At 71.2% G+C, this 20,000-nt stretch carries 14 protein-coding genes; 8 read left to right on the top strand and 6 right to left on the bottom strand.

All coding sequences use genetic code 11. From position 1 onward, the window contains the following. Positions 1-49 precede the first annotated feature (49 nt). Positions 50-1,660 (top strand): AMP-binding protein, encoded by a 1,611-nt coding sequence (locus E1264_RS10425; RefSeq protein WP_132172076.1) that lies wholly within the window; start codon positions 50-52, stop codon positions 1,658-1,660. A 345-nt stretch (positions 1,661-2,005) separates the two neighbouring features. Here the strand turns inward: E1264_RS10425 and E1264_RS10420 are convergent, their stop codons facing one another. The 3 genes from E1264_RS10420 to E1264_RS44545 form a co-directional block, all read right to left on the bottom strand. Further along, positions 2,006-2,269, bottom strand: coding sequence for a hypothetical protein (locus E1264_RS10420; RefSeq protein ID WP_132172074.1), 264 nt, complete (start codon positions 2,267-2,269; stop codon positions 2,006-2,008). Positions 2,270-2,425: 156 nt separating this feature from the next. Next, complete coding sequence (locus E1264_RS10415; protein ID WP_207935837.1) at positions 2,426-4,693, bottom strand: tetratricopeptide repeat protein; 2,268 nt, start codon at positions 4,691-4,693, stop codon at positions 2,426-2,428. Beyond that, positions 4,645-5,496 (bottom strand): AfsR/SARP family transcriptional regulator, encoded by an 852-nt coding sequence (locus E1264_RS44545; RefSeq protein WP_207935836.1) that lies wholly within the window; start codon positions 5,494-5,496, stop codon positions 4,645-4,647. Before E1264_RS44545 ends, E1264_RS10415 begins: the two co-directional genes overlap by 49 nt. A gap of 63 nt (positions 5,497-5,559) precedes the next feature. Between E1264_RS44545 and E1264_RS10410 the strand changes: the two genes are divergently transcribed. From E1264_RS10410 to E1264_RS10390, 5 genes are all read left to right on the top strand, one after another. Continuing rightward, positions 5,560-6,567, top strand: coding sequence for an NADP-dependent oxidoreductase (locus E1264_RS10410; RefSeq protein ID WP_132172072.1), 1,008 nt, complete (start codon positions 5,560-5,562; stop codon positions 6,565-6,567). A 321-nt stretch (positions 6,568-6,888) separates the two neighbouring features. Then, on the top strand, positions 6,889-7,884 hold the full coding sequence (locus E1264_RS10405; RefSeq protein WP_132172070.1) for an NADPH:quinone oxidoreductase family protein: 996 nt from the start codon (positions 6,889-6,891) through the stop codon (positions 7,882-7,884). A 277-nt stretch (positions 7,885-8,161) separates the two neighbouring features. Next, positions 8,162-9,736 carry an AMP-binding protein gene (locus E1264_RS10400; RefSeq protein WP_165964110.1) on the top strand — a complete coding sequence of 525 codons (1,575 nt, stop codon included), beginning with the start codon at positions 8,162-8,164 and terminating at the stop codon, positions 9,734-9,736. Between the two features lie 2 nt (positions 9,737-9,738). Further along, positions 9,739-11,304 carry a carboxyl transferase domain-containing protein gene (locus E1264_RS10395; RefSeq protein WP_132172066.1) on the top strand — a complete coding sequence of 522 codons (1,566 nt, stop codon included), beginning with the start codon at positions 9,739-9,741 and terminating at the stop codon, positions 11,302-11,304. A gap of 81 nt (positions 11,305-11,385) precedes the next feature. Further along, positions 11,386-13,119 carry a biotin carboxylase N-terminal domain-containing protein gene (locus E1264_RS10390; RefSeq protein WP_132172110.1) on the top strand — a complete coding sequence of 578 codons (1,734 nt, stop codon included), beginning with the start codon at positions 11,386-11,388 and terminating at the stop codon, positions 13,117-13,119. 9 nt (positions 13,120-13,128) lie between these two features. Here E1264_RS10390 and E1264_RS43255 read toward each other — a convergent pair whose 3' ends face one another. Continuing rightward, the gene (locus E1264_RS43255) at positions 13,129-13,269 is read right to left on the bottom strand and encodes a hypothetical protein (protein ID WP_165964109.1); all 141 of its coding nucleotides are present in this window, start codon (positions 13,267-13,269) and stop codon (positions 13,129-13,131) included. A gap of 27 nt (positions 13,270-13,296) precedes the next feature. Continuing rightward, positions 13,297-14,319, bottom strand: a complete 1,023-nt coding sequence (locus tag E1264_RS10385; RefSeq protein ID WP_243710853.1) for an extracellular solute-binding protein — start codon at positions 14,317-14,319, stop codon at positions 13,297-13,299. Between the two features lie 315 nt (positions 14,320-14,634). Between E1264_RS10385 and E1264_RS10380 the strand changes: the two genes are divergently transcribed. Next, a complete protein-coding gene (locus E1264_RS10380) occupies positions 14,635-16,950 on the top strand; it encodes a LuxR C-terminal-related transcriptional regulator (RefSeq protein WP_132172062.1) in 2,316 nt (771 codons plus the stop codon). Positions 16,951-16,996: 46 nt separating this feature from the next. Here the strand turns inward: E1264_RS10380 and E1264_RS10375 are convergent, their stop codons facing one another. After that, a complete protein-coding gene (locus tag E1264_RS10375) occupies positions 16,997-18,580 on the bottom strand; it encodes an AMP-binding protein (RefSeq protein WP_165964108.1) in 1,584 nt (527 codons plus the stop codon). Positions 18,581-18,807: 227 nt separating this feature from the next. Here E1264_RS10375 and E1264_RS10370 point away from each other — a divergent pair, with 227 nt between their 5' ends. Then, the gene (locus tag E1264_RS10370; protein ID WP_165964107.1) at positions 18,808-19,875 is read left to right on the top strand and encodes an extracellular solute-binding protein; all 1,068 of its coding nucleotides are present in this window, start codon (positions 18,808-18,810) and stop codon (positions 19,873-19,875) included. The last annotated feature ends 125 nt before the right edge of the window (positions 19,876-20,000 follow it).

Here is a 20,000-nt window from a genome sequence, read left to right as displayed (position 1 = left end):
CCTTCGCGGGCCCCGGCCGCCGCCGAGAGACGGACCTACTGTCGGGACCATGTCGGATGTCATCGGGTCCCCGGCCGGCCTCCACGCCGGAGCCGGTGTGTTCACCGCGGCGGAACCGTCCGTCGCCTGGATGCTGGGCGGCTACGGCCCGCCGCAGCCGATCGCCCCCTCCCGCACGGCGATGATCTGGGAGGGGGGAACGCGGACCTACGCCGAATTGCGCGCCCACGCGCTCGCGCTGGCGAGTGCCCTGCGCGAGCACGGCCTGGAGACCGGCGACCGCGTGGTCAGCCACCTCTTCAACCGCGGCGAGGTCTTCGAGATCTACTTCGCCTGCGCGTTCGCCGGGCTCACCCTGGTGCCGGCGAGTTTCCGCGCCACCGCCGCCGAGCTCGCCGACGTCATCCGCGACGTCGACGCCCGGTTCGTCTTCACCGAGGCCGAGCTCGCCGAGACGGCGGAGACGGCCGTCGCCGCTGCACGCGTGGACGCGCACATCGTCGTCCTCGGGGGCGACGAGCCCGGGCCGGCGTACGAGGCGCTGCTGGGATCGGCTCCACTACCCGCCGCGCTCGCCCCGGCCGACCCGCACGTGATCCTGTTCTCCTCCGGCACCACCGGGAAACCGAAGGGCGCCGAGCTCACCCACCGCAACCTGCTGTACTACGCGGTCCAGCAGGCGGCGATGTTCCCCGGCTACGACCGTGACATGCGCACCCTGGTCGTCCCGACGCTGTTCAACACCGGCGGCCTGCACGACTTCACCCTGCCGACCTTCCTGGTCGGCGGGACCGTCTGCATCATGCCCAGCAGAGGCTGGCGGCCGGAACGCATGGCCGCCTACATCGACCGGTGGCGGGTCACCCATACGATCGTCTTCCCGACGATGTTCCAGCCGATGCTGCACGCCGACACCGAGTCGCCGCTGCCCCTGGACTCGCTCCGGGTGATCCTCACCGGCGGCGAGGTCTGCCCGGCCGATCTCATGCGCCGGGTCCGCGAGCGGTGGCCCCGCATCGAGCTGATCATCGGGTACGGCGGCACCGAGGCGGGCGGGATCACCATGATCGGGAACGCGGAGATCGACCGGAGACCCGGGTCCGTCGGGCGGGCCGCACCGGGCCAGGTCTTCAAGATCGTTACAGCCGGCGGGCGGCCCGCCGCGGTCGGCGAGACCGGCGAGATCTGGACGACGTCGCCGACCGTGACGCGGGGCTACTGGAACGCGCCCGAGCTGACCGCCGCCGCGCTCTCGGACGGCTGGCTGAGGACCGGCGACCTCGGGTACGTGGACGAGGACGGCTTCCTCTACATCAACGGCCGGGTCCGAGACATGATCATCTCGAAGGGCCAGAACATCTACCCCGCCGAGATCGAGGGCGTGCTCCAGGAGCACCCGGGCATCGACCAGTGCGCCGTCGTCGGCGTCCCGGACGAGGAGTACGGCGAGATGGTCGTCGCGGTCGTGGTGCCCCGAGCCGGCCACGCGCTCACCGGCGCCGACGTCGTCGAGTTCGTCCGGGACCGGATCGCGTCACACAAGAAGCCCAGGCACGTGCTGTTCCGCGGCGAGTTGCCGGTCAGCGTGAACAACAAGGTCCTCAAGCGCGAGCTGGCCGCCGAGGTCGCGGCCGAGCTCACGCAGGCCGACCCCCACTGACTGCACAGGCCGCACCGACCTGTGAAGCTCGTCACCCGCAGCGGCCTGTGCCGGTCTGGAGCAGTCAGGCGCAGCATCCACGAAGGTCTCGCGCTGACGAACTTCAGGCCGTCGTTGAGCACCCGGTCCCCCGCCAGAAGGCGTTGACCGCCTCGGCGGCCTGCCGACGCTGCTGGGCCCGGCGTCCGTCAGCGCAGGCGTCGGGATTCAGGTAGAGGAGGGTGCGTGAAACATCGGCCCTGCCGTGACGCGGGCATGGTCTTGCGCTGATCGGCACGCCGCAGCTGCCCCTCACGAAGGTGATCAACCGTAACGGACCATAGAGAGTGCTGCCAGCCGCGTTACTTAGCCCTGCACATCGGCTGCTGCTTGGGCGGCTGCGGCCGCCTCGCTCGGCCGGTGCGCCTGGGCGAGCTCCCGCGACAATGCCAAAAGCTGAGAAGCCACATCAGTCCCGGCCTGACCCGCCGCAGCGGCCTGCCGGAAAGTATCAATAGCCTCCACCGCAACCACAACCGCCGCACCAGCACGACCATCAGCCAACAACCGCCGAAACAAATCCAAACGCACCACACCAAACAACCACAAATAACCCTTCCGACCAGCCACTGGCGGGACGAACCCCTTCAGCACATCGGCTGCCGCCTGGCGGCAGCCGCCGCCTCACTGGGGCGGTGCGCCTGGGCGAGCTCGCGGGATCGTTGTAGGTGTTTGCTGGCGACTCGTACCTGCGGTGGGGGGCAAACCGCGGCGAGACCACGGACCTCAGAGGTCCGCGGATGCCCTCTCACCCTGTTCGGCTCGGACGGCGGCGGTGATCCGGTCGACGTCGCCGCGTTCGGCCGGCGGCAGCGGTGCGCCCACGGACTGTCTGAGCGCGGCGGCCTCATCCAGCAGAGCCGCCGCTTCCTCGTGGGAGCCTTCGGCCGCCGCGACTCCCGCCAGCCCCTCCTTGGCCAGGGCGATGGCCCGCGGATCGCCCGCCTCGGTGGCCGCGGCGAGCCCGTCCAGATGCAGGGACCTGGCTGCGGCGCGGTCACCGCGCAGCTCGGCGATGAAGCCGAGCTCGCTCAGCAGCAGCGTTACCCCGTAGAAGGGCACGCCGTAGTCGGCCTGCAGGCGGCGGTTCCAGGCCAGCGACTGCTCGAAGAGCCGGCTCGCCGTGTCGAGATCGCCGGCGCGTCGGGCCGCCAGGCCGAGGCCGACCCGGGCGAACTCCTCGGCGAAGCGGTTGGACTGCTCGCCCGCCCGGCGCATGGCGCGCTCGTGCAGCTCCCGGGATCGGTCCAGGTTCCCGGTCAGCAGGGCGATCCGGCCGAGGCTGGACAGCCGGTACGACGCGTCGGTCCACAGCTGCAGGTCCTCGGCGATGCGCAGCCCCTCACGGTGCAGGCGGGCGGCTGTCTGGTAGTCACCAGTGATCTCCGCGAGGTAGCCGAGCATGTCGGAGGCCTGCAGCCGCCCCCACCCGTCGCCCAGGTCGGAGAAGATCGTCAAACTTCGGGTGGCGGAGCGCGCGGCGCGGTCGTGGTCACCCTGGAACATCGCCTGCTTGGCGCGGCCTGCCAGCGCCGCAGCCTCGCCCCAGCGGTCGCCCGCGGCCTGGAAGGCGGCCAGCGCCTCGGTCAGCAGGCCGTCCGCGCCGGCGACGTCCCCGAAGCTCAGGTGCGCGAGGGCCAGGAACCAGCGGGACCGCGCGTCGCCGGCGGCCAGCGCCCGGGCCGCGGCGCGGCTGCGCTCCAGCAGGTCGCTCCCGTCGCCCGTCAGCATCGCGAACCCGGCCTCCCACGCGGCGAGCTCCGCGGAGCGCGCGCCGGGCAGCGCCATCGCCGCCGCGATGAAGCCCTGGCCCTCCCGGTGTCTGCCGCGCAGGAACCAGTACCACGCCAGGGCCCCGGCCAGGCGAGCTGCCAGCGCGGGGTCGGCAGTGTGCTCGAGCGTGACGCGCAGGTTGGGCGCTTCGACGTCCAGGCGGTCCAGCCACTCGCGCTGACCGGGGCCGTACAGGTGCGGCCTGGCCTGTTCTGCGAGGTCGGCGTAGTAGAGGTCGCGGCGCCGAAGGGCGGGGTCGTCGCCGGCGAGCCGGTCCAGGCAGTAGGCGGCGATCGACTCCAGCAGCCGGTAGCGGGTCCCGTCGGCGGACTCGACCAGCGATCTGGCCACCAGCTGGTCGACCACGTCTACCACGTCCAGTTCGAGGTCCGCGCACCCGGCCTCGGCCGCCTCGGGCGTGCAGCCGCCCGGGTGGAGGGCCAGCCTGAGCAGGACCAGCCGCTGCTGCTCGGTGAGCTGCTCCCAGCTCCAGTCGATCATCGCGCGCAGGGTCTGCTGGCGGGCGGGCCGTCCTCGGCCCGAGACGGTGAGCAGGTGAAAGCGGTCGTCCAGCCGATCGGCGACGCCGCGGACGCCGAGGGCGCGTACCCGGGCGGCGGCCAGTTCCAAGGCCAGCGGCAGGCCGTCCAGCCGCCGGCAGATCGCCGCCACGAACGGCGCGCTGTCGGCGTCCAGCACGAACCCGGGTGCGGCGGCGGCGGCGCGGGCCACGAACAGCTGTACCGAACTCGCCAGCCGGGGGTCCGAACCGGGATCCGGCAGCTCCAGCGGCGACACCGCGTACAGCGTCTCCCCGGCGAGCGCCAGCGGCTCCCGGCTGGTCGCCAGCACCCGCAGGTCCGGCGCGGCCCGCAGTAGGACGTCCACCAGCTCGGCGACCGGCCCGGCCACGTGCTCGCAGTTGTCCAGCACCAGCAGCAGCCGCCGGCCACGCAGGGAGCCGGCCAGCCGGTGGGCCAGGCCGGTCGGCCGTACGCCGGGATGCGAGCCCGTCGCGGTGTCGTCGCGGACGCCGAGGGCGGCGGCCACCGCCTCGGCCACGCCCGTCGTGCCCGCCAGCTCGACCAGCGACACCCCGTCGGGAAAGGCGTCGGCGGCCCGGTCGGCCACCGCCAGGGCGACCCTGGTCTTGCCCACGCCGCCGGGACCGGTCAGCGTGACCAGCCGCGCCGCGCCGAGCAGGGCCCGCACCTCGCCCACGGCCTGTTCGCGGCCGACCAGCTCGGTGAGCGGGGCGGGGGACGCGCGGGCGCGAGCAAGGGATCTTGGCGCAGCATCGCCTGGTGCAAAGCTGCGAGCTCGGGGCCCGGATCCAGGCCCAGCTCATCGGCCAGCCGATGCCGCAGCTCGTCATACCCGGCCAGCGCCTCCGCCTGCCGCCCCGACCGGTAGAGCGCGCGCAGGTGAGCGGCGCGCAGGCGCTCGCGCAGCGGGTGGGCGGCGACCAGCTCGCCGAGCTCGTCGGCCAGCAGGCTGTGCTCACCCAACGCCAGCCGTACCTGCGCCTGCTCCTCCAGCGCGGTCAGCCGGTGCTCTTCCAGCCGGGTGGCGGCGGTGCGGGCGAACTCCTCGTCGAGGAAGTCGGCGTAGGCGGGCCCGCGCCACAGCGCCAGAGCGTCCGACAGCAGTTCCGCCTTGGTCCGGGTATCGGTGGCGGCGCGGGCCCGCTCGAGCAGCGCGAGGAACCGGGCGGAGTCCACCTCGGCGGTGCCGTCCAGGCGCAGGCGATAGCCCGGTGCCTGGAAGACCACCAGCTCGCGGCCTCCCGGCTCCGCCTGTTCCAGGGCACGGCGCAGCTGCGACACCTTGGTTTGCAGCGTGTTGACCGGATTGCCCGGGAGGGTGTCTCCCCACAGGTCCTCGGCCAGCCGGTCGGCCGACACCGGGCGACCTTCGTGGGCCAGCAGATCGGCGAGCAACGCCCGGACCTTCACCTCGGGGACCCGGACGGGCCGTCCGTCGTCACGCCACACGGAAAGGGGGCCAAGGACACCGAAACGCACCAGGTCACCGTACCCGCAGCGAACCACCAGCCGATCGTGCGCGGCCCCGGCCACGGTGAGGCCATGAACACGAACCGAGAGATCCACCTGGTCACCCGCCCCGCCGGCGAACCCCGGCCGGAGAACTTCGACCTGGTCACCACCGCACTGCCCGACCTGGCGGAAGGGCAGGTCCTGGTCCGCAACAGCTGGATGTCGGTCGATCCGTACATGCTCGACCGGATGCGCGAGGCGGAGTCCTACCTGCCGCCGTTCCAGCTCGGCGCCCCCATGGAGGGCTCGGCGATCGGCCAGGTCGTGGCCTCCCGCTCAGCGGACATCCCGGTCGGCGCGACCGTTGCGCACTTCCTGGGCTGGCGCGAGTACGCCGTGGTGGACGACGCCGCCGTGACCGTCGCCGACCTGTCCCTGGCCCCCGAACAGGCGTGGCTGGGCGCGCTGGGGACCACCGGGCTTACCGCCTACGCCGCGCTCACCCAGGTGGCCCCGGTACGTGAGGGGGACGTGGTCTTCGTCTCGGCCGCGGCCGGGGCGGTGGGCAGCATCGCCGGCCAGCTGGCACGCAAGCTCGGCGCCGCCCGCGTGATCGGCTCGGCGGGCGGGCCGCGAAAGACCAGGAAGCTCGTGGCGGACTTCGGCTACGACGCGGCGATCGACTACCGCGCGGGATCGCTCGCCGGGCACCTGGCCGCAGCCGCCCCCGGCGGCATCGACGTCTACGTCGACCACGTCGGCGGCGACCACCTGGTGGCGGCCATCGACGCGCTGCGGCACGGCGGCAGGATCGCGATGGTGGGCGCGATCAGCTCCTACTACGCCAACGAGCCGGTCCCCGGCCCGGGCAACCTGTTCGCGCTGGCCGCCAAGGACGCCACCCTCCGCGGCATGCTGATCAACTCCTACTTCCACCTGTTCCCCGAATGGATCGGCAAGGCGGCCGGCTGGCTGGCCGACGGCTCCCTGCGCACCGAGCTGACCGTGGCCGAGGGCATCGAACAGGCACCCGCCGCCTTCCTGGACATGATGCACGGCGGCAACGTCGGCAAGATGCTGGTCAAGCTCTCAGATTGAGGGCGGTCCGGAAGTGGAGGTCACGCAGGACGATCAGGCTGCTCGGCCGAGTCTGCCGGCAAGGGCGCCGTGCGGGAGGTCCCAGACCTCTGAGCTTGAGGATGCGCGGTTCCATAGGCATCCTCCCGGCGCCAGGGGACGCCGCCGGCCAGGACGCCAAGTCCTGGATGCCGGCGCCGCACACGGTTGGCCTGGTGCTCGACGTGACCTGGACGCTAGTGGCCCTGTCGGGTGCCGCCATCCCCCGGATGGGCCGGACGGCAGCCGAGACGCTTGGACCGATGCAGGTCGGCGCGCGATCCTCACCTCATGGGTTCTACGATGCGAGCAGTTCAGGTCGTCGGTCACGCAGGACCGGCAGCGTCGCTGGTCCTTGCCGAGACGCCGATCCCTGCTCGGGCGCATCCGCGCGCTCCCGATGGTGACGCGATCCTGATCGACGTCCAGGCCGCCGGCGTCTCCTTTCCCGAGGTCCTTCAAACGTACGGTCGCTACCAGTTCCAGCCCGACCTTCCCTTCGTCCCGGGAAGCGAGGTGGCGGGGTACGTCCGCAGCGCTCCCCACGGCTCTCCCTTCAAGGTCGGGGATCGGGTGGCGGCGTGCACCGACATCGGCGCCTGGGCCGAGGTCGCCTCGGCGCCGGCGTCGTCGACCGTGCGGCTGTCCGATCGCCTGAACTTCACGGAGGGCGCGTCGCTCCTGCTGAACTACCACACCGCTTACTTCGCGATGGTGCTGCGCGGCCGGTTGCGGCGCGGCGAGTCGATGCTCGTCCATGGCGCCGCCGGCGGGGTCGGCACCGCCGCGCTGCAGATCGCCGCCGGTCTCGGCATCGAGACGATCGCGGTCGTGTCGACTCCCGAGAAGGCCGGCGTGGCGCGGCAGGCCGGCGCGAGCCAGGTCGTGCTCGCCGACGACGACTGGAAGGGGGCGGCGCAGGGGCGCGGGGGCGTCCACGCCGTGCTCGACACCGTCGGAGGCGACCGCGTCCTCGACAGCATGCGGTCGCTGCGGGAGGGCGGCCGCCTCATCGTGGTCGGGTTCGCCTCGGGCGAGATCCCCGAGGTCCGGTTGAACCGCGTGCTCCTTCGCAACCTCGACGTGATAGGCGTCGAGTGGACCTACGCGCTGACCCGGCCCGCGGTCAACCAGCGGATCACCGAAGGCGTCGACCTCCTCGTCGAGAAGGGCGTCATCAAGCCGTTGGTCCACCGCGCGCTTCCGCTGAAGAAGGCGGCCGAGGCGGCGACGCTGCTGGAGGAGCGTCGTGCGCTCGGCAAGGTCGTGCTCGAGATCAACGCCCCGCACAGGCCCTGAGGAGGGCGAGTGGATCAACGCGGGCACCGCCGCGCACCGTCCCGGAGAGGCAGGACCCGCGGGTGCCGCGCCCGAGCCACTCGGCCCCGCGATCGTTCCCCCAGTCGGGCATGGCGGGTCCGCGGCCCATTGACACGACCCGCCTGACCTCCCACGTTGTACTGGTCGGGCCGACCGCGGGCACCGACGACCGCCCGAAGCCCGGAGCGGGCTTCCGGCGACCAGCGGTGACGACGGGAGTCACCGCCACACGCGCATGACGAGAGCGAGGCCAGCCATGAGTCGGTCATCACACGCCGGCGGCATCCAGCCGTCCGTCGCCTGGATACTGGGAATCGATCAGCTGCCCGGTCACATCCGCCCCGGCAAGGTCGCCCTCCTCTGGTCGGATCGGCAGCGGACGTACGGCGAGCTGCGCGACCGCGCCCTCAGACTCGCCGCGGGTCTGCGCCGGCGCGGTCTCCACCACGGTGATCGCGTGGCCACCTACCTCCTGAGCCGGGGAGAGACATTCGAGCTGTACTTCGCGTGCGCCTACGCCGGTCTGACGCTCGTGCCCGCCAACTTCCGGCTGACGGCCCGTGAGCTCGCGCACGTCCTGCACGACTCCGGCGCCCGGTTGCTGCTCACTCAGGACGACCTCGCCGAGACGGCTCGGACGGCGGTGGCGGACCTCGACGGCCTGGAGGTCCTCACCCTGGCCGACGACGACGCCGGCCCGGAGTACGACGCGCTGCTCGACGATGGCCCGCTGCCGCCCCCGTACGAGCCGGCGGACCCGCACATCGTCCTCTACACGTCCGGGACGACGGGAATGCCCAAGGGGGTCATGCTCGGCCACCACTCGATCATCTGGTTCGCGATGCAGCAGGCGACGCTCTACCCCTCCTGGGACGGATCGATGGTCAACTTCATCAACGCCCCGCTGTACGGCGCCGCCATGAACGAGCAGACGATCCCGTCGTTCCTCGTCGGCGCGACGGTCGCGATCATGCCGAGCCGTGGCTGGTCGCCCGAGAGGTTCGCGCGGCTGGCCGACCGCTGGAAGGCCACGCACGTCGTCATCTTCCCGTCGATGATGGAGCCGCTTCTCGAGGCGGACCAGCGGCGGGCGATCGGACTCTCGACGCTCAAGGTGGTGTTCACAGGCGGCGAGAACTGCCCCGCCTCGCTCATGCGGCGTTTCCGGAGCCGCTGGCCGCACGCGTCGCTCCACGTCCTGTACGGCATGACGGAGTCCGGCATCATCACCGAGTGCGCCGACGACGAGATCGAGCGTTTTCCCGAGTCGGTCGGCAGGCCGTTCGGGCTCCAGGCGGTTCGCGTGGTCGACGACGAGGGCAACGACCTGCCGGTCGGGGACGTCGGCGAGGTGTGGACGGCGGGAGGCGCGGTGTGCTCCGGCTTCCTCGGGGCACCGGAGCTCACGGCACAGGTGTTGCGTGACGGCTGGCTCGCCACGGGCGATCTCGGCCGCTTCGACGAGCACGGTCACCTCTACATCGAGGGCCGCAAGAAGGACATGATCATCTCGTCCGGTCAGAACATCTACCCCGCGGAGATCGAGAACGTCCTGGCCCAGCACGGCGAGCTGTTCGAGTGGACGGTCATCGGCGTGCCCGACGAAGAGCGCGGCGAGGCGGTCTGCGCCGTCGTCGTCGCCAAGGAACGGTCTGCGGTGACCGCGGACGACGTCCTCGAACACCTCGTCGCGAACCTCGCCTCGTACAAGAAGCCCAAGCACATCGTGTTCGTCGACGGGCTCCCGCGCAACGCGGCCGGAAAGGTCCTGAAGGACCGGCTCAGAAAACAGATCCGCACCGCGGCGGAACGCGCCGGAAGGGTCGGTTAGCGATGGAGGACGGTCTCACGGTCCCCGAAGGGGAATGGGCGCCGCTGCTGGAGGAGCTCGGCCGAAGGCGGCGGTTCGCCCTGGCCGGCGGGGGCCCCGAGCGCATCCGGCGCGAGCACGACCGTGGACGCCTCTCGGCTCGCGAACGGGTCGAGAGCCTGGTGGACCCGGGGACGTTCATGGAGTTCGGGAGGCTCGCCACGACCCCCGACGGCGACGGCGTGTCACCCAGCACCTACGTGTGCGGGCTCGCCGAGATCAACGGGCAGCCCGTCGCCCTCGGTGTCGAGGACTACACCATCCAGCTCGGCTGCATCGGCGTGAACCTGCACAGGTTCAAAGGCGGCTGGGGCGGGTTCATCGAGGAGTTCGCGCTCGGCTACAAGATCCCGCTGGTGCTGCTGATCCAGAGCGGCGGTGGAACGATCCAGATGCAGGACACCAAGGGGTACCTGCACCTGCCGTCCGGGGAACCCACCTTCCCCATGTTCGACCTGCTGGAGCAGGTGCCCGTGGTGTCGGCGGTCCTCGGTCCCGCCGGCGGAGGGTCGGCGGCCCGCGCCGTCGCGAGTCACTTCTCGGTGATGACGCGCCCGAACGGATGCATGTTCGCGGGCGGCCCGGCGCTGGTCAAGCGGGCGACCGGCGTGGCCGTGGACAAGTTCGGGCTGGGGGGCGCGGAGGTCCACGCGGAAGGCTCGGGGCTCATCTCGCAGGTCGTGGACGACGAGGAGGCGGCGTTCGACGCGATCCGGAGCTTCCTGTGGTACCTGCCGTCCAACGTGACCGAGCGCCCGCCGCGAGCCGTGCCCGCCGACCCGGACCTGCCCGCCGACACCCTGCTGACGACGGTTCCGCCGGACTCCCGCCGCCCGTACGATCCGCGCAGGCTGCTCGCCGCGGTCGTCGACGGTGACTCGTTCTTCGAGCTCGGCGCCGGCTTCGGACGCTCCCTGATCACGGGATTCGCGCGCATCGACGGGTTCGTGGCCGGCGTGCTGGCGTCCGACCCGCGTTTCCTCGGCGGTGCCATGGACACCGACTCGTCCGGCAAGCAGGTGAAGTTCACCGAGCTGTGCGACGAGTTCAACGTCCCCATCGCCTACTTCGTCGATGTCCCAGGGTTCATGATCGGACCGGACGCGGAACGCTCCGGCGTGCTCGGGTACGGGACCCGGGCCGTCCAGGCCATCCACCATGTGAGCGTCCCCGTGTACACGGTCCAGGTCCGCCGCTCGTACGGGATGGCCGCGTACGCCACCGGCAACGCGAATCCGAACAGCATCCGGATCGCGTGGCCGTCGGGCGAGTGGGGCGACATGCCCGTCACGAGCGGCATCGAGGCCGAGTTCCGCACGCGGATCGAGGCCGCCGAGGATCCCGAGGCCGAACGCCGGCGCATCCTCTCCCGCTACCGCGAGAACACGTCGATGTGGCGCGCGGCGGAGAAGTTCGCGGTCGAGCACGTGATCGACCCCAGGGAGACGCGGGACACCCTCGCCCGGCTCCTCGCGCTCGCGGCCCGCGCCCCTGTCCCCGCCAAGACCGGCAAGAAGTACCGCGTCTGAGCGCCGCCGAGGACGTCCGGAGCCTGGAGCGTGCAGGCACTGCCCCCACACGGAGATATGAACCGAACCATGACGACCGCCATCACCAAGACACTCGTCGCCAACCGGGGGGAGATCGCCGTCCGGGTGATCCGTGCCGCTCGGGACGCCGGCATCGGGAGCGTGGCCGTGTACGCCGAACCCGACGCGGACGCCCTCTTCGTGCGCCTCGCGGACGAGGCGTACCCGCTCGCGGGCACGGCACCCGCCGAAACCTACCTGTCGATCCCCAGGCTCCTCGAGATCGCCGTGGCCTCGGGAGCGGACTCGGTCCACCCCGGATACGGGTTCCTGGCCGAGAACGCCGAGTTCGCGCGCGCGGTCATGGCCGCCGGCCTGGTGTGGATCGGGCCGCCGCCCGCCACGATCGACAGCCTGGGCGACAAGATCAAGGCACGGCACATCGCGGAGAAGGTGGGCGCACCGCTGGCGCCCGGGACGAAGGACCCGGTCCACTCGGCGGACGAGGTCGTGGCGTTCGCGCGGGAGTTCGGCCTGCCCGTCGCGATCAAGGCGGCCTACGGGGGCGGCGGCCGTGGTCTCAAGGTCGTGCGGAACGAGGCTCAGATCGTCGAGTCCTACGAATCGGCGGTCCGCGAGGCCGTCACGGCCTTCGGTCGTGGCGACTGCTTCGTGGAGAAGTTCCTCGACCGTCCGCGCCACGTGGAGACCCAGTGCCTGGCGGACGCGCACGGCAACGTCGTCGTCGTCTCGACCCGTGACTGCTCGCTCCAGCGCCGCCACCAGAAGCTGGTCGAGGAGGCTCCCGCACCGTTCTTGACCGACGAGCAGACCCGCAGGCTGTACGGCGCGTCCAAGGCCATCCTCCGCGAAGCGGGCTACGTCGGCGCGGGCACCTGCGAGTTTCTGGTCGCCGCCGACGGCACCATCTCCTTCCTGGAGGTCAACACGCGATTGCAGGTCGAGCACTGCGTGTCCGAGGAGGTCACGGGCGTCGATCTGGTGCGCGAGATGTTCCGCGTCGCCGCCGGCGAGCGTCTCGGCTACGACGATCCCGAAAGTCACGGCCACTCGATCGAGTTCCGGATCAACGCCGAGGACGCCGCCCGGAACTTCCTGCCGGCGCCCGGCAGGATCACCCGGTGGCGTCCGCCTTCGGGCCCGGGCGTGCGGATCGACGCGGGATACGAGGAGGGGGAGACCGTCCCCGGCCTGTTCGACTCCCTGATCGCCAAGCTCGTCGTCACCGGGCGCGACCGGACCCAGGCGCTCGAACGGGCACGGCGTGCGCTGTCCGAGTTCACGGTGGAGGGAATGCCGACCGTCCTCCCGTTCCATCGGGCCGTCGTCGACGATCCGGACTTCGCCGGGCCGTCGGCGCCGCCGGGGACCGGGCGGTTCGCGATCCACACGACCTGGATCGAGACGGAGTTCGACAACCGGATCCCGCCGTTCGAGGACGCCGCCGGTGCGGAGACGTGCACCGCGCCCTCGGCACCGGACGGGCCGGGGCCGCACACGCACCCGGGACTCGCCGTCACGCGGGGTCCTCGCCCCAGGGGCACGCGCGAGCGCCGCGCATCCGAACTCACCCCCACGGGCGACGCGGTCACGTCCCCGATGCAGGGCACCGTCGTCAAGATCGCCGTCGAGCAGGGCGACGCCGTCGAGCAGGACCAGATTCTTCTCGTGATCGAGGCCATGAAGATGGAGCAGGCGCTGCACGCTCACAAGGACGGCACGGTGTCCGGCCTGACCGTTCGGATGGGCGACGTGGTCGCGAGGAACCAGATCATCTGCGAGATCGTGGGCTGAGGGGGACGCCTACTCGCACCATGGCCTCGAAGAAGGCTGCGTCCGGCCGTCCGGCCGTCCGGCCGTCCGGCCGTCCGGCCGTCCGGCCGAGGTGCTCGGCACCTGCGCGCGTCCCATGGCGCCGAGGCCGACCGCGGAGTCGTCGGACACAGGTGGCTCCCAGATGGACCGGAATCGTCAGCCCGACGTCATGGCGGTCCAGGCTGCGAACGCCTTGTCGGAGTTCTCCTTCCACCACTTGGGATCCATCAAGGCCGGGGTCCCGATCGCCTGCTCGTTGTACTGGGCCAGGAAGTTCGACCGGCGGCCGGTCAGCTTCGGTTTCGAGGCGGGCGTCGTGGGCCCGAAGGGGATCACTTCGGTGAAGTCGCTCTGTGCCTTGGGAGTGGCCACGAAGTTCAGGAATTTCTGCTGCGCTTCGGGGAACTTGGATCCCTTGACCGCGTAGAGGGCGTCCCATCCGGAGAAGGCGTGGTGCCACACGATGCCCAGCTTCGCGCCGCGCTCCTCGCTGATGGCGGCGCGGCCCATCATGCACCAGCACATCGCGTAGTCGCCCGACTCGAGTCCCTCCGCCTGCCCCGCGACGGTCGGCAGCAGGGAGAGGTTCTTGCCGAGCCTCTTGACCACGGCGGCGGCCCGGTCCAGATCGAGCGGGTACAGCGACTCGGGGTTCACTCCGTCGGCGAGAAGCAGCCCCTCAAGGCCCTGGAGCGGATAGTTCAGCGTGATGCGCTTGCCCGGGTACTTCTGGGTGTCCAGGAAGTCCGTGATCTTCGTCGGCGGGTCGTCACCGAACTTTTCGGGGTTGTAGACCAGCGCCATCGACTGGACCATGACGGGCACGCCACAGTCGTCGGTCACGTACTTGGGATCGATCGCGCTCATGTCGATCTCCGACGACCTCTTCTCGAAGAGTGTGCCGCACCCCTTCGCCCCGGTCCCGACATCGAGATCGACGATGTCCCAGGTCGTGGCGCCGGCCTCGACCATGGCCTTGACCTTGGCGGGATCGGAGGGGGAATCCGTGGCGAACTTGACGCCGGTCTCCTTCGAGAACGGCTCGATCCACCCCTGCTTCGCCGCGGTCATCGACTCGCCACCGTAGTTCACGAAGACGAGTTGCTCGCTGGAGCTGCAGGCCGACCCGAACAGCAGGGCCGCCAGACACGTAATGGAAAGCGCGGCCTTTCGTTTCATCGTCACGGAATGCCACCTTCATCGGACGTTCTCGCCAGGCCCCGAGCAGCCTTAGGAGACCTGGTCGGAACGTAGGCTCGGGCCGTGCCGTGGGTAGCCGCGGCGGAAACAACACCCCCCGAGTGGGGGATGTCCTGCTGCCGCCGAGTTCCGTGCGGAGCGTCCCCAAGGTGGTGCGGAGCGTCCCCAAGGTGAGGGAGTGCCCGTCGGCGTGCCCCTGACCGGCCGTAACGCGGTCGTCCGGCGAGGACAGCGTGCCGCACCGACTGTAGGATCGTGCCGCATCCCCGAGGAAGCACCACGAAGGGATCGCTCTTGGCTTCACGGTCGGCGAAGGCGGCGCGCACGCTGCCGGCGGATCTCACGAGCTTCGTGGGCCGGCGGCACGACCTGGTCGCGGTCCGGCGGCTGTTCTCGGTTACCAGGCTGGTGACCCTGACCGGCATGGGCGGGGTCGGCAAGACCAGGCTGGCTCTCCAGGCCGCCGGAGAGATGCGCCGCGCCTTTCCCGACGGCGTGTTCCTGGTCGAACTAGCGTCTCTGAAGGACCCCCACCTCCTGCCGCAAACGCTGATCGACGCCCTCGACGTCCACGAGCAGCCGGCGCTCGACCCGGTCACGGCGCTGTGCGAACACCTGGAGCGGCGGACCCTGCTGCTGATCCTCGACAACTGCGAGCACCTGGTCGAGGCCACCGCCGACCTCGTGGACCCGGTCCTGCGCGCCGCGCCCGATGTCCGGATCCTGGCGACCAGCAGGCACGCGATGCGGATCGCCGGCGAGCACATCTATCCGGTCCCGCCGCTGCTGGCACCGGACCCCGGGGACTCCCTCAAACCCGGGACGGCGAGCCGTTACCCCTCCGTCGCGCTGTTCGCCGACCGGGCGGCCGCGGTCGTCCCCGGTTTCGCGACGACCCCGGAGAACGAGGCGGCGGTGGTGCGCCTGTGCCACCGGCTGGAGGGGATCCCGCTGGCCATCGAGCTCGCCGCGGTGCGCCTCCGGGTCCTCACCGTCGACGAGCTGGCCGGCCGCCTGGACGACCGCTTCCAGCTGCTGCAGGAGGGCAACCGCAACCTACCGGAGCGGCACCGGACGCTGCAGTCCCTGATCGACTGGAGCTACGACCTCTGCACCCCGATCGAGCAGCTGCTGTGGGCCCGCTCGTCGGTGTTCGCCGGCGGGTTCACCGGCGACGCGCTCGAGGCGGTGTGCACCGACGACCTCCTGCCGGGGCCGGCGGTCCTCGACACCCTCGCACGCCTGGTCGACAAGTCGATCCTGATCCGCGAGGAGCACGGCGGGCACGCGCGGTTCCGGATGCTGGACACGCTCCGCGAGTACGGGCACGCCCGGCTGGCCGAGACCGGTGACGATGCCCTGATCGCGCGGCGGCACCGCGACTGGTACGCGCGGCTGATCGAGACCGCCGGCCGCGAATGGGTCGGGCCGCACCAGGAGGACTGGGCGGCCAGGCTGCAGCGCGAGCACGCGAACCTGCGGCACGCGCTCGAGTATTGCATGTCGATCCCGGGCGAGGCGCGTGTCGGGCTGCGGATGGCGGCGGTGCCGTGGTTCTGGGGAGCCATGGACCACCTGACCGAGGCCCGCCTGTGGCTGGACCGCGGCCTCGCCCTCGACCGGGAGCCTTCCCATGAGCGCGCCTGGGCGCTGGCCACGACCGCCTACATCGCGGCCTTCCAGGGCGACCACGCGACGCTTTCGGCCTTGTCCGAACAGGCGCGCGACCTGGCGGTGGAACTCGACGACCTCCCCGCCCTCGCGTTCGCCAACCACGTCCTCGGGTTCCGGCAATCGCTGGGCGGCTCCGCGCGTCTCGCGACCGCCATCCCGCTGTTCGGCGAGGCGCTGGCCCAGTACGCCCGCACCGGGCTGGAGGCCCAGTACGCCCAGAGCCTGCTCGTCGAGCTCGCCGCGACGCACATCATGCTCCACGAGTTCGACCGTGCGGCGGAGGTCGCCGACGAGCTGTACGACCAGTGCGCCTCGGCCGGTGAGCGCTGGAACCTGTCCTACGCCCTGTGGCTGCGCGGCCTGTTGTCGCTGGTCCATGACGATCCCGAGAACGCCGAGCGACGGCTCTTCGAGGCGCTTCAGATCAAGCGGGTCTTCCGCGACAACCTGGGCTTGGCCCTCACCCTCGAAGTGCTGGCGTGGACGGCGGCGGTCAAGGGCGAGGCCGAGCGGGCGGCCGTCCTGCTCGGCGGGACGGACCGGATCTGGCGGACGCTCGGCGCCCGGCAACTGCGCCGCAAGCGCGAGCGCTATGAGGCGGCGGCCCGGGCCGGCCTGGGCGACGACCGGTTCGACGCCGCGCTCGCCCGGGGCAGCGCGCTGAGCATCGAGGAGACCCTCGCCTTCGGGCTGCGCGAGCCCCGGCCCGAGCCGCCCGCCGAACCGGGTGGTCCGGCGGTCCGGCTGACGCCGCGGGAGCAGGAGGTCGCCGCGCTGGTGGCCGAGGGGATGTCGAACAAGGAGATCGCGGCGAAGCTGGTGATCTCCCTCCGGACCGCCGAGGGGCACGTGGAGAAGGTCCTGTCCAAGCAGGGCTTCAAGACGCGCGCCCAGATCGCGACCTGGGTCACCCAGCGGCAGGCCGACCGGGCCTAGCTCCACCGGGCCCGATTCCGCTGGGCCCAGTTCCGCCGGGCCGTCGTCAGCGCAGACCGAGGGCCACGTTCGCGTCCCAGGCCGCCGCGGTGATGCCCCGCTCGCGGACCTTGGCCTTCTCGATGCGTTCCGACGCGGTCTTCGGCAGGCCGTCCACGAACTCGACGTACCGGGGCACGGCGTAGCGCGGCAGGTCCCGGGAGACGAACTCGACCAGCTCCGCCGGATCGAGCGGGTCGCCGGGAATCGTCACGACGAGCACCGCGACGTCCTCCTCGCCCACCTCCGACGGGACGCCGATGGCGGCGACCTCGCGGACGCGGGGGTGCGCGGCGACGGCCTCCTCGACCTCCCACGCGGACACGTTCTCGCCCCGGCGGCGGATCGAGTCCTTCTTCCGCCCGACGTACTCCAGCGTGCCGTCGGGATGCTCGCGCGCGAGGTCGCCGGTGTGGAACCACAGGTTCCGCCACGCCTCCACCGTCGCCTCGGGCTTGGTCCAGTAGCCCTGCATCATCGCGAAGGGCTCCTCGGGCCGGTACACCAGCTCGCCGACCTCCCCCGCGGGCACGGGCGCATCGCCGTCGTCGACCAGCCGGACCGGGACCTCCGTCAGCGGCCTGCCGATCCGTCCGGGGACGGTATCGCGCGCCGGCGCGGAGGCGATCAGGAGACATTCGGTCATGCCGTACGCCTCGATGATCCGGATCCCGAACCGCTCCTCGAACTCGCGGAGGATCTCCTTCGGGGTCGAGGAGCATACGGCGAGCGTCGCGGGATTGTCCTTGTCGTCGGGGCGCGGCGGCTGCTTGTGGAGCAGCCACAGCATGGTCCCGATGGTGCCGAACACGGTGACCCCGTTCTCCCGGATCTCGTCCCAGAAGCGGGTGGCGCTGAACCGCCGCCCGATGACGGCGGTGGACCTCGTGTCCAGGGCGGTGGCGAGGAAACCGCGGGCATCGATGTGGAACAGCGGCTGGACGCAGTAGATGATCTCGTCCGCGCCCAGTTCCATGACGCGTGTGATGTGCTCCGCCTGCGCCGGATAGTAGCGCTGGGGCAACATGACCCCCTTGGAGGGCCCCGTCGTCCCGGACGTGTACATGATCGTCGCGATCTCGCCCGGGTGCGGGTCCTCCAGGACCACCGGCGGCGAGGCCCCCGCCTCCCGCAGCTCGTCGAAGCCCAGCTGCCTGGCGCGGTCCCCGAACGGCCGGGACGAGTGCTCCCCCACGCACACGACCACCTCCGGGTCGTAGGTGATCGTGTCGGCGAGCACCTGGAGGTAGTCCTCCGTGCCGATGAGGACCCGCGGCCGCGCGTCCTCGACGAAGTAGGCGAGAAGCCGGCCGCGCGCCTGCGTATTGACCGGGACGTCGATGGCGTGCGCCGCGTTGGCGCCCAGCCAGGCCCAGACGACCTCGGCCCGGTTGTCGCACATGATGCCGACGCGGTCCCCGGGGTCGACGCCGAGCCCGCGCAGGCCCCGTGCGGTGTGCTCGACCTCCGTGAGGGCGTCTCGATAGCTGAACGACTCACCGGCGATCCGCAGGAACTCGTGATCCGGTGTGTCGGCGGCCGCGAGCCTGAGAGCGGCGACCAGGCTTTGGTCACTGTGGTCCTTGGGCATGGCCCGATCCTCCTGACGCCGGCCCGCATCCGGCATGAAGCCCGGGCAACTTCCCCCGCCTGGGGGACCGCGCGGCCCCAGGCCCGGGCGGCCGTGCCGGTGAGGCCGGCGGCGCCCGCGCCCTCCCCCATCTGGGCTATCTCGAAGCGTCCATCCTGCCAACGTGGCCGGATACGCGCTCATTCTCTCCTCGTGCATTCCATTCGGACCCATCGAAGGCGGAATCCGTGAAGCTGAACGGGAAACTCGCGCTCGGCGCCATCTGTTCGGCCACCGTCGTCCTGACGGCGGCGTGCGGTTCGGGTCCTGGCGCGTCAGGCGGTTCGGGGGACGACCTCTCGGGCGCCAGGCTGGTGTTCGTCAACTTCGGCGGTGACGGTCTGGCCGCGGCCAAGAAGGCATGGCTCGACCCCTTCTCCAAGAAGACCGGGGTGCGGTTCGCGACGGACTCGCCGTCCGACCCGGCGAAGGTCAAGGCGATGGTGGAGGCCGGCAACCCGACCTGGGACATGATCGATCTCGACGTCGGCTCGGGCCGGCTCGGCTGCGGCACCCTGTACGAGAAGCGCTCGCCGGAGGTGGACGTCAGCGCCGTCGATCCCGCTCTCCTCTCGGACGACTGCGGCGTGCCGATCATGCTCCAGACCATGGCCCTCGTCTACAACGCCGACAGGTTCGGGGCGAACCCGCCGACGAAGATCACCGACTTCCTCGATACGGCGAGGTACCCCGGCAAGCGCATCACGCTGAACTACGCGGCCGGTGGGATCGAGGGCATGCTCCTCTCCGGCGGCGTCGAGCCGAAGAAGCTGTATCCGCTCGACCTGGCCCGCGCCGCGCGTGCCGTGCAAGGTCTCGGCGGCGACTTCTCGCCCGTGCCCACCATCGCGGGGCAGTCGCAGGCTCTGGAGTCCGGAGACTTCGCGATGTGCTGGTGCTACCTCGGCCGTGCCGCGCTGAGCGAGGAGCGCGGCGCCAAGCTGGGCGTCGTCTGGCAGAACGCGCTGTCCGGATGGGACATGCTCTACGCGATCAAGGGGTCGAAGTCGCCCAAGGCGCAGCAGGCCCTCCTCGACCACGTCGCGACGCCGGCGGCGCAGGCGGCGTTCACCGAGCAGCTGCCCTACGGTCCGACCACGCCGAGCGCGGAGCCGAACCTCCCGGCCGGCCGAGCGAAATGGCTGTCCAAGAACAACATGGACAAGATCGGCGAGATGGCCCTCATCGACCCGAAATGGTGGAACGCGAACACCGCGAAGGCGTTCGCCGCGTGGACCGAGATGACGGCGGGCTGACGCCCCGGACAGCCATCCGCCCATGAGAGAACTCGACACATCGGGTGTCGGCCCCCAGGCACGTCCGCAGGTAAGGGAGACGACGATGACGCGGAGATCGCGCGGACCGCGCGGCAGGCCCGCCC

This window comes from Actinomadura sp. KC216, assembly GCF_004348535.1.
Taxonomy (GTDB): domain Bacteria; phylum Actinomycetota; class Actinomycetes; order Streptosporangiales; family Streptosporangiaceae; genus Spirillospora.
Note: the sequence above shows the minus strand (reverse complement) of the source record. Positions and strands in the feature narration are given on the sequence as shown.

Bases quoted from the DNA above. Each gene is read 5' to 3' on its own strand.
- E1264_RS10400 (WP_165964110.1), top strand. From the start codon at position 8,162: ATGAGTCGGTCATCACACGCCGGCGGCATCCAGCCGTCCGTCGCCTGG.
- E1264_RS10385 (WP_243710853.1), bottom strand. From the start codon at position 14,319: ATGAAACGAAAGGCCGCGCTTTCCATTACGTGTCTGGCGGCCCTGCTG.
- E1264_RS10410 (WP_132172072.1), top strand. From the start codon at position 5,560: ATGAACACGAACCGAGAGATCCACCTGGTCACCCGCCCCGCCGGCGAA.
- E1264_RS10395 (WP_132172066.1), top strand. From the start codon at position 9,739: ATGGAGGACGGTCTCACGGTCCCCGAAGGGGAATGGGCGCCGCTGCTG.
- E1264_RS10405 (WP_132172070.1), top strand. From the start codon at position 6,889: ATGCGAGCAGTTCAGGTCGTCGGTCACGCAGGACCGGCAGCGTCGCTG.
- E1264_RS10425 (WP_132172076.1), top strand. From the start codon at position 50: ATGTCGGATGTCATCGGGTCCCCGGCCGGCCTCCACGCCGGAGCCGGT.
- E1264_RS10375 (WP_165964108.1), bottom strand. From the start codon at position 18,580: ATGCCCAAGGACCACAGTGACCAAAGCCTGGTCGCCGCTCTCAGGCTC.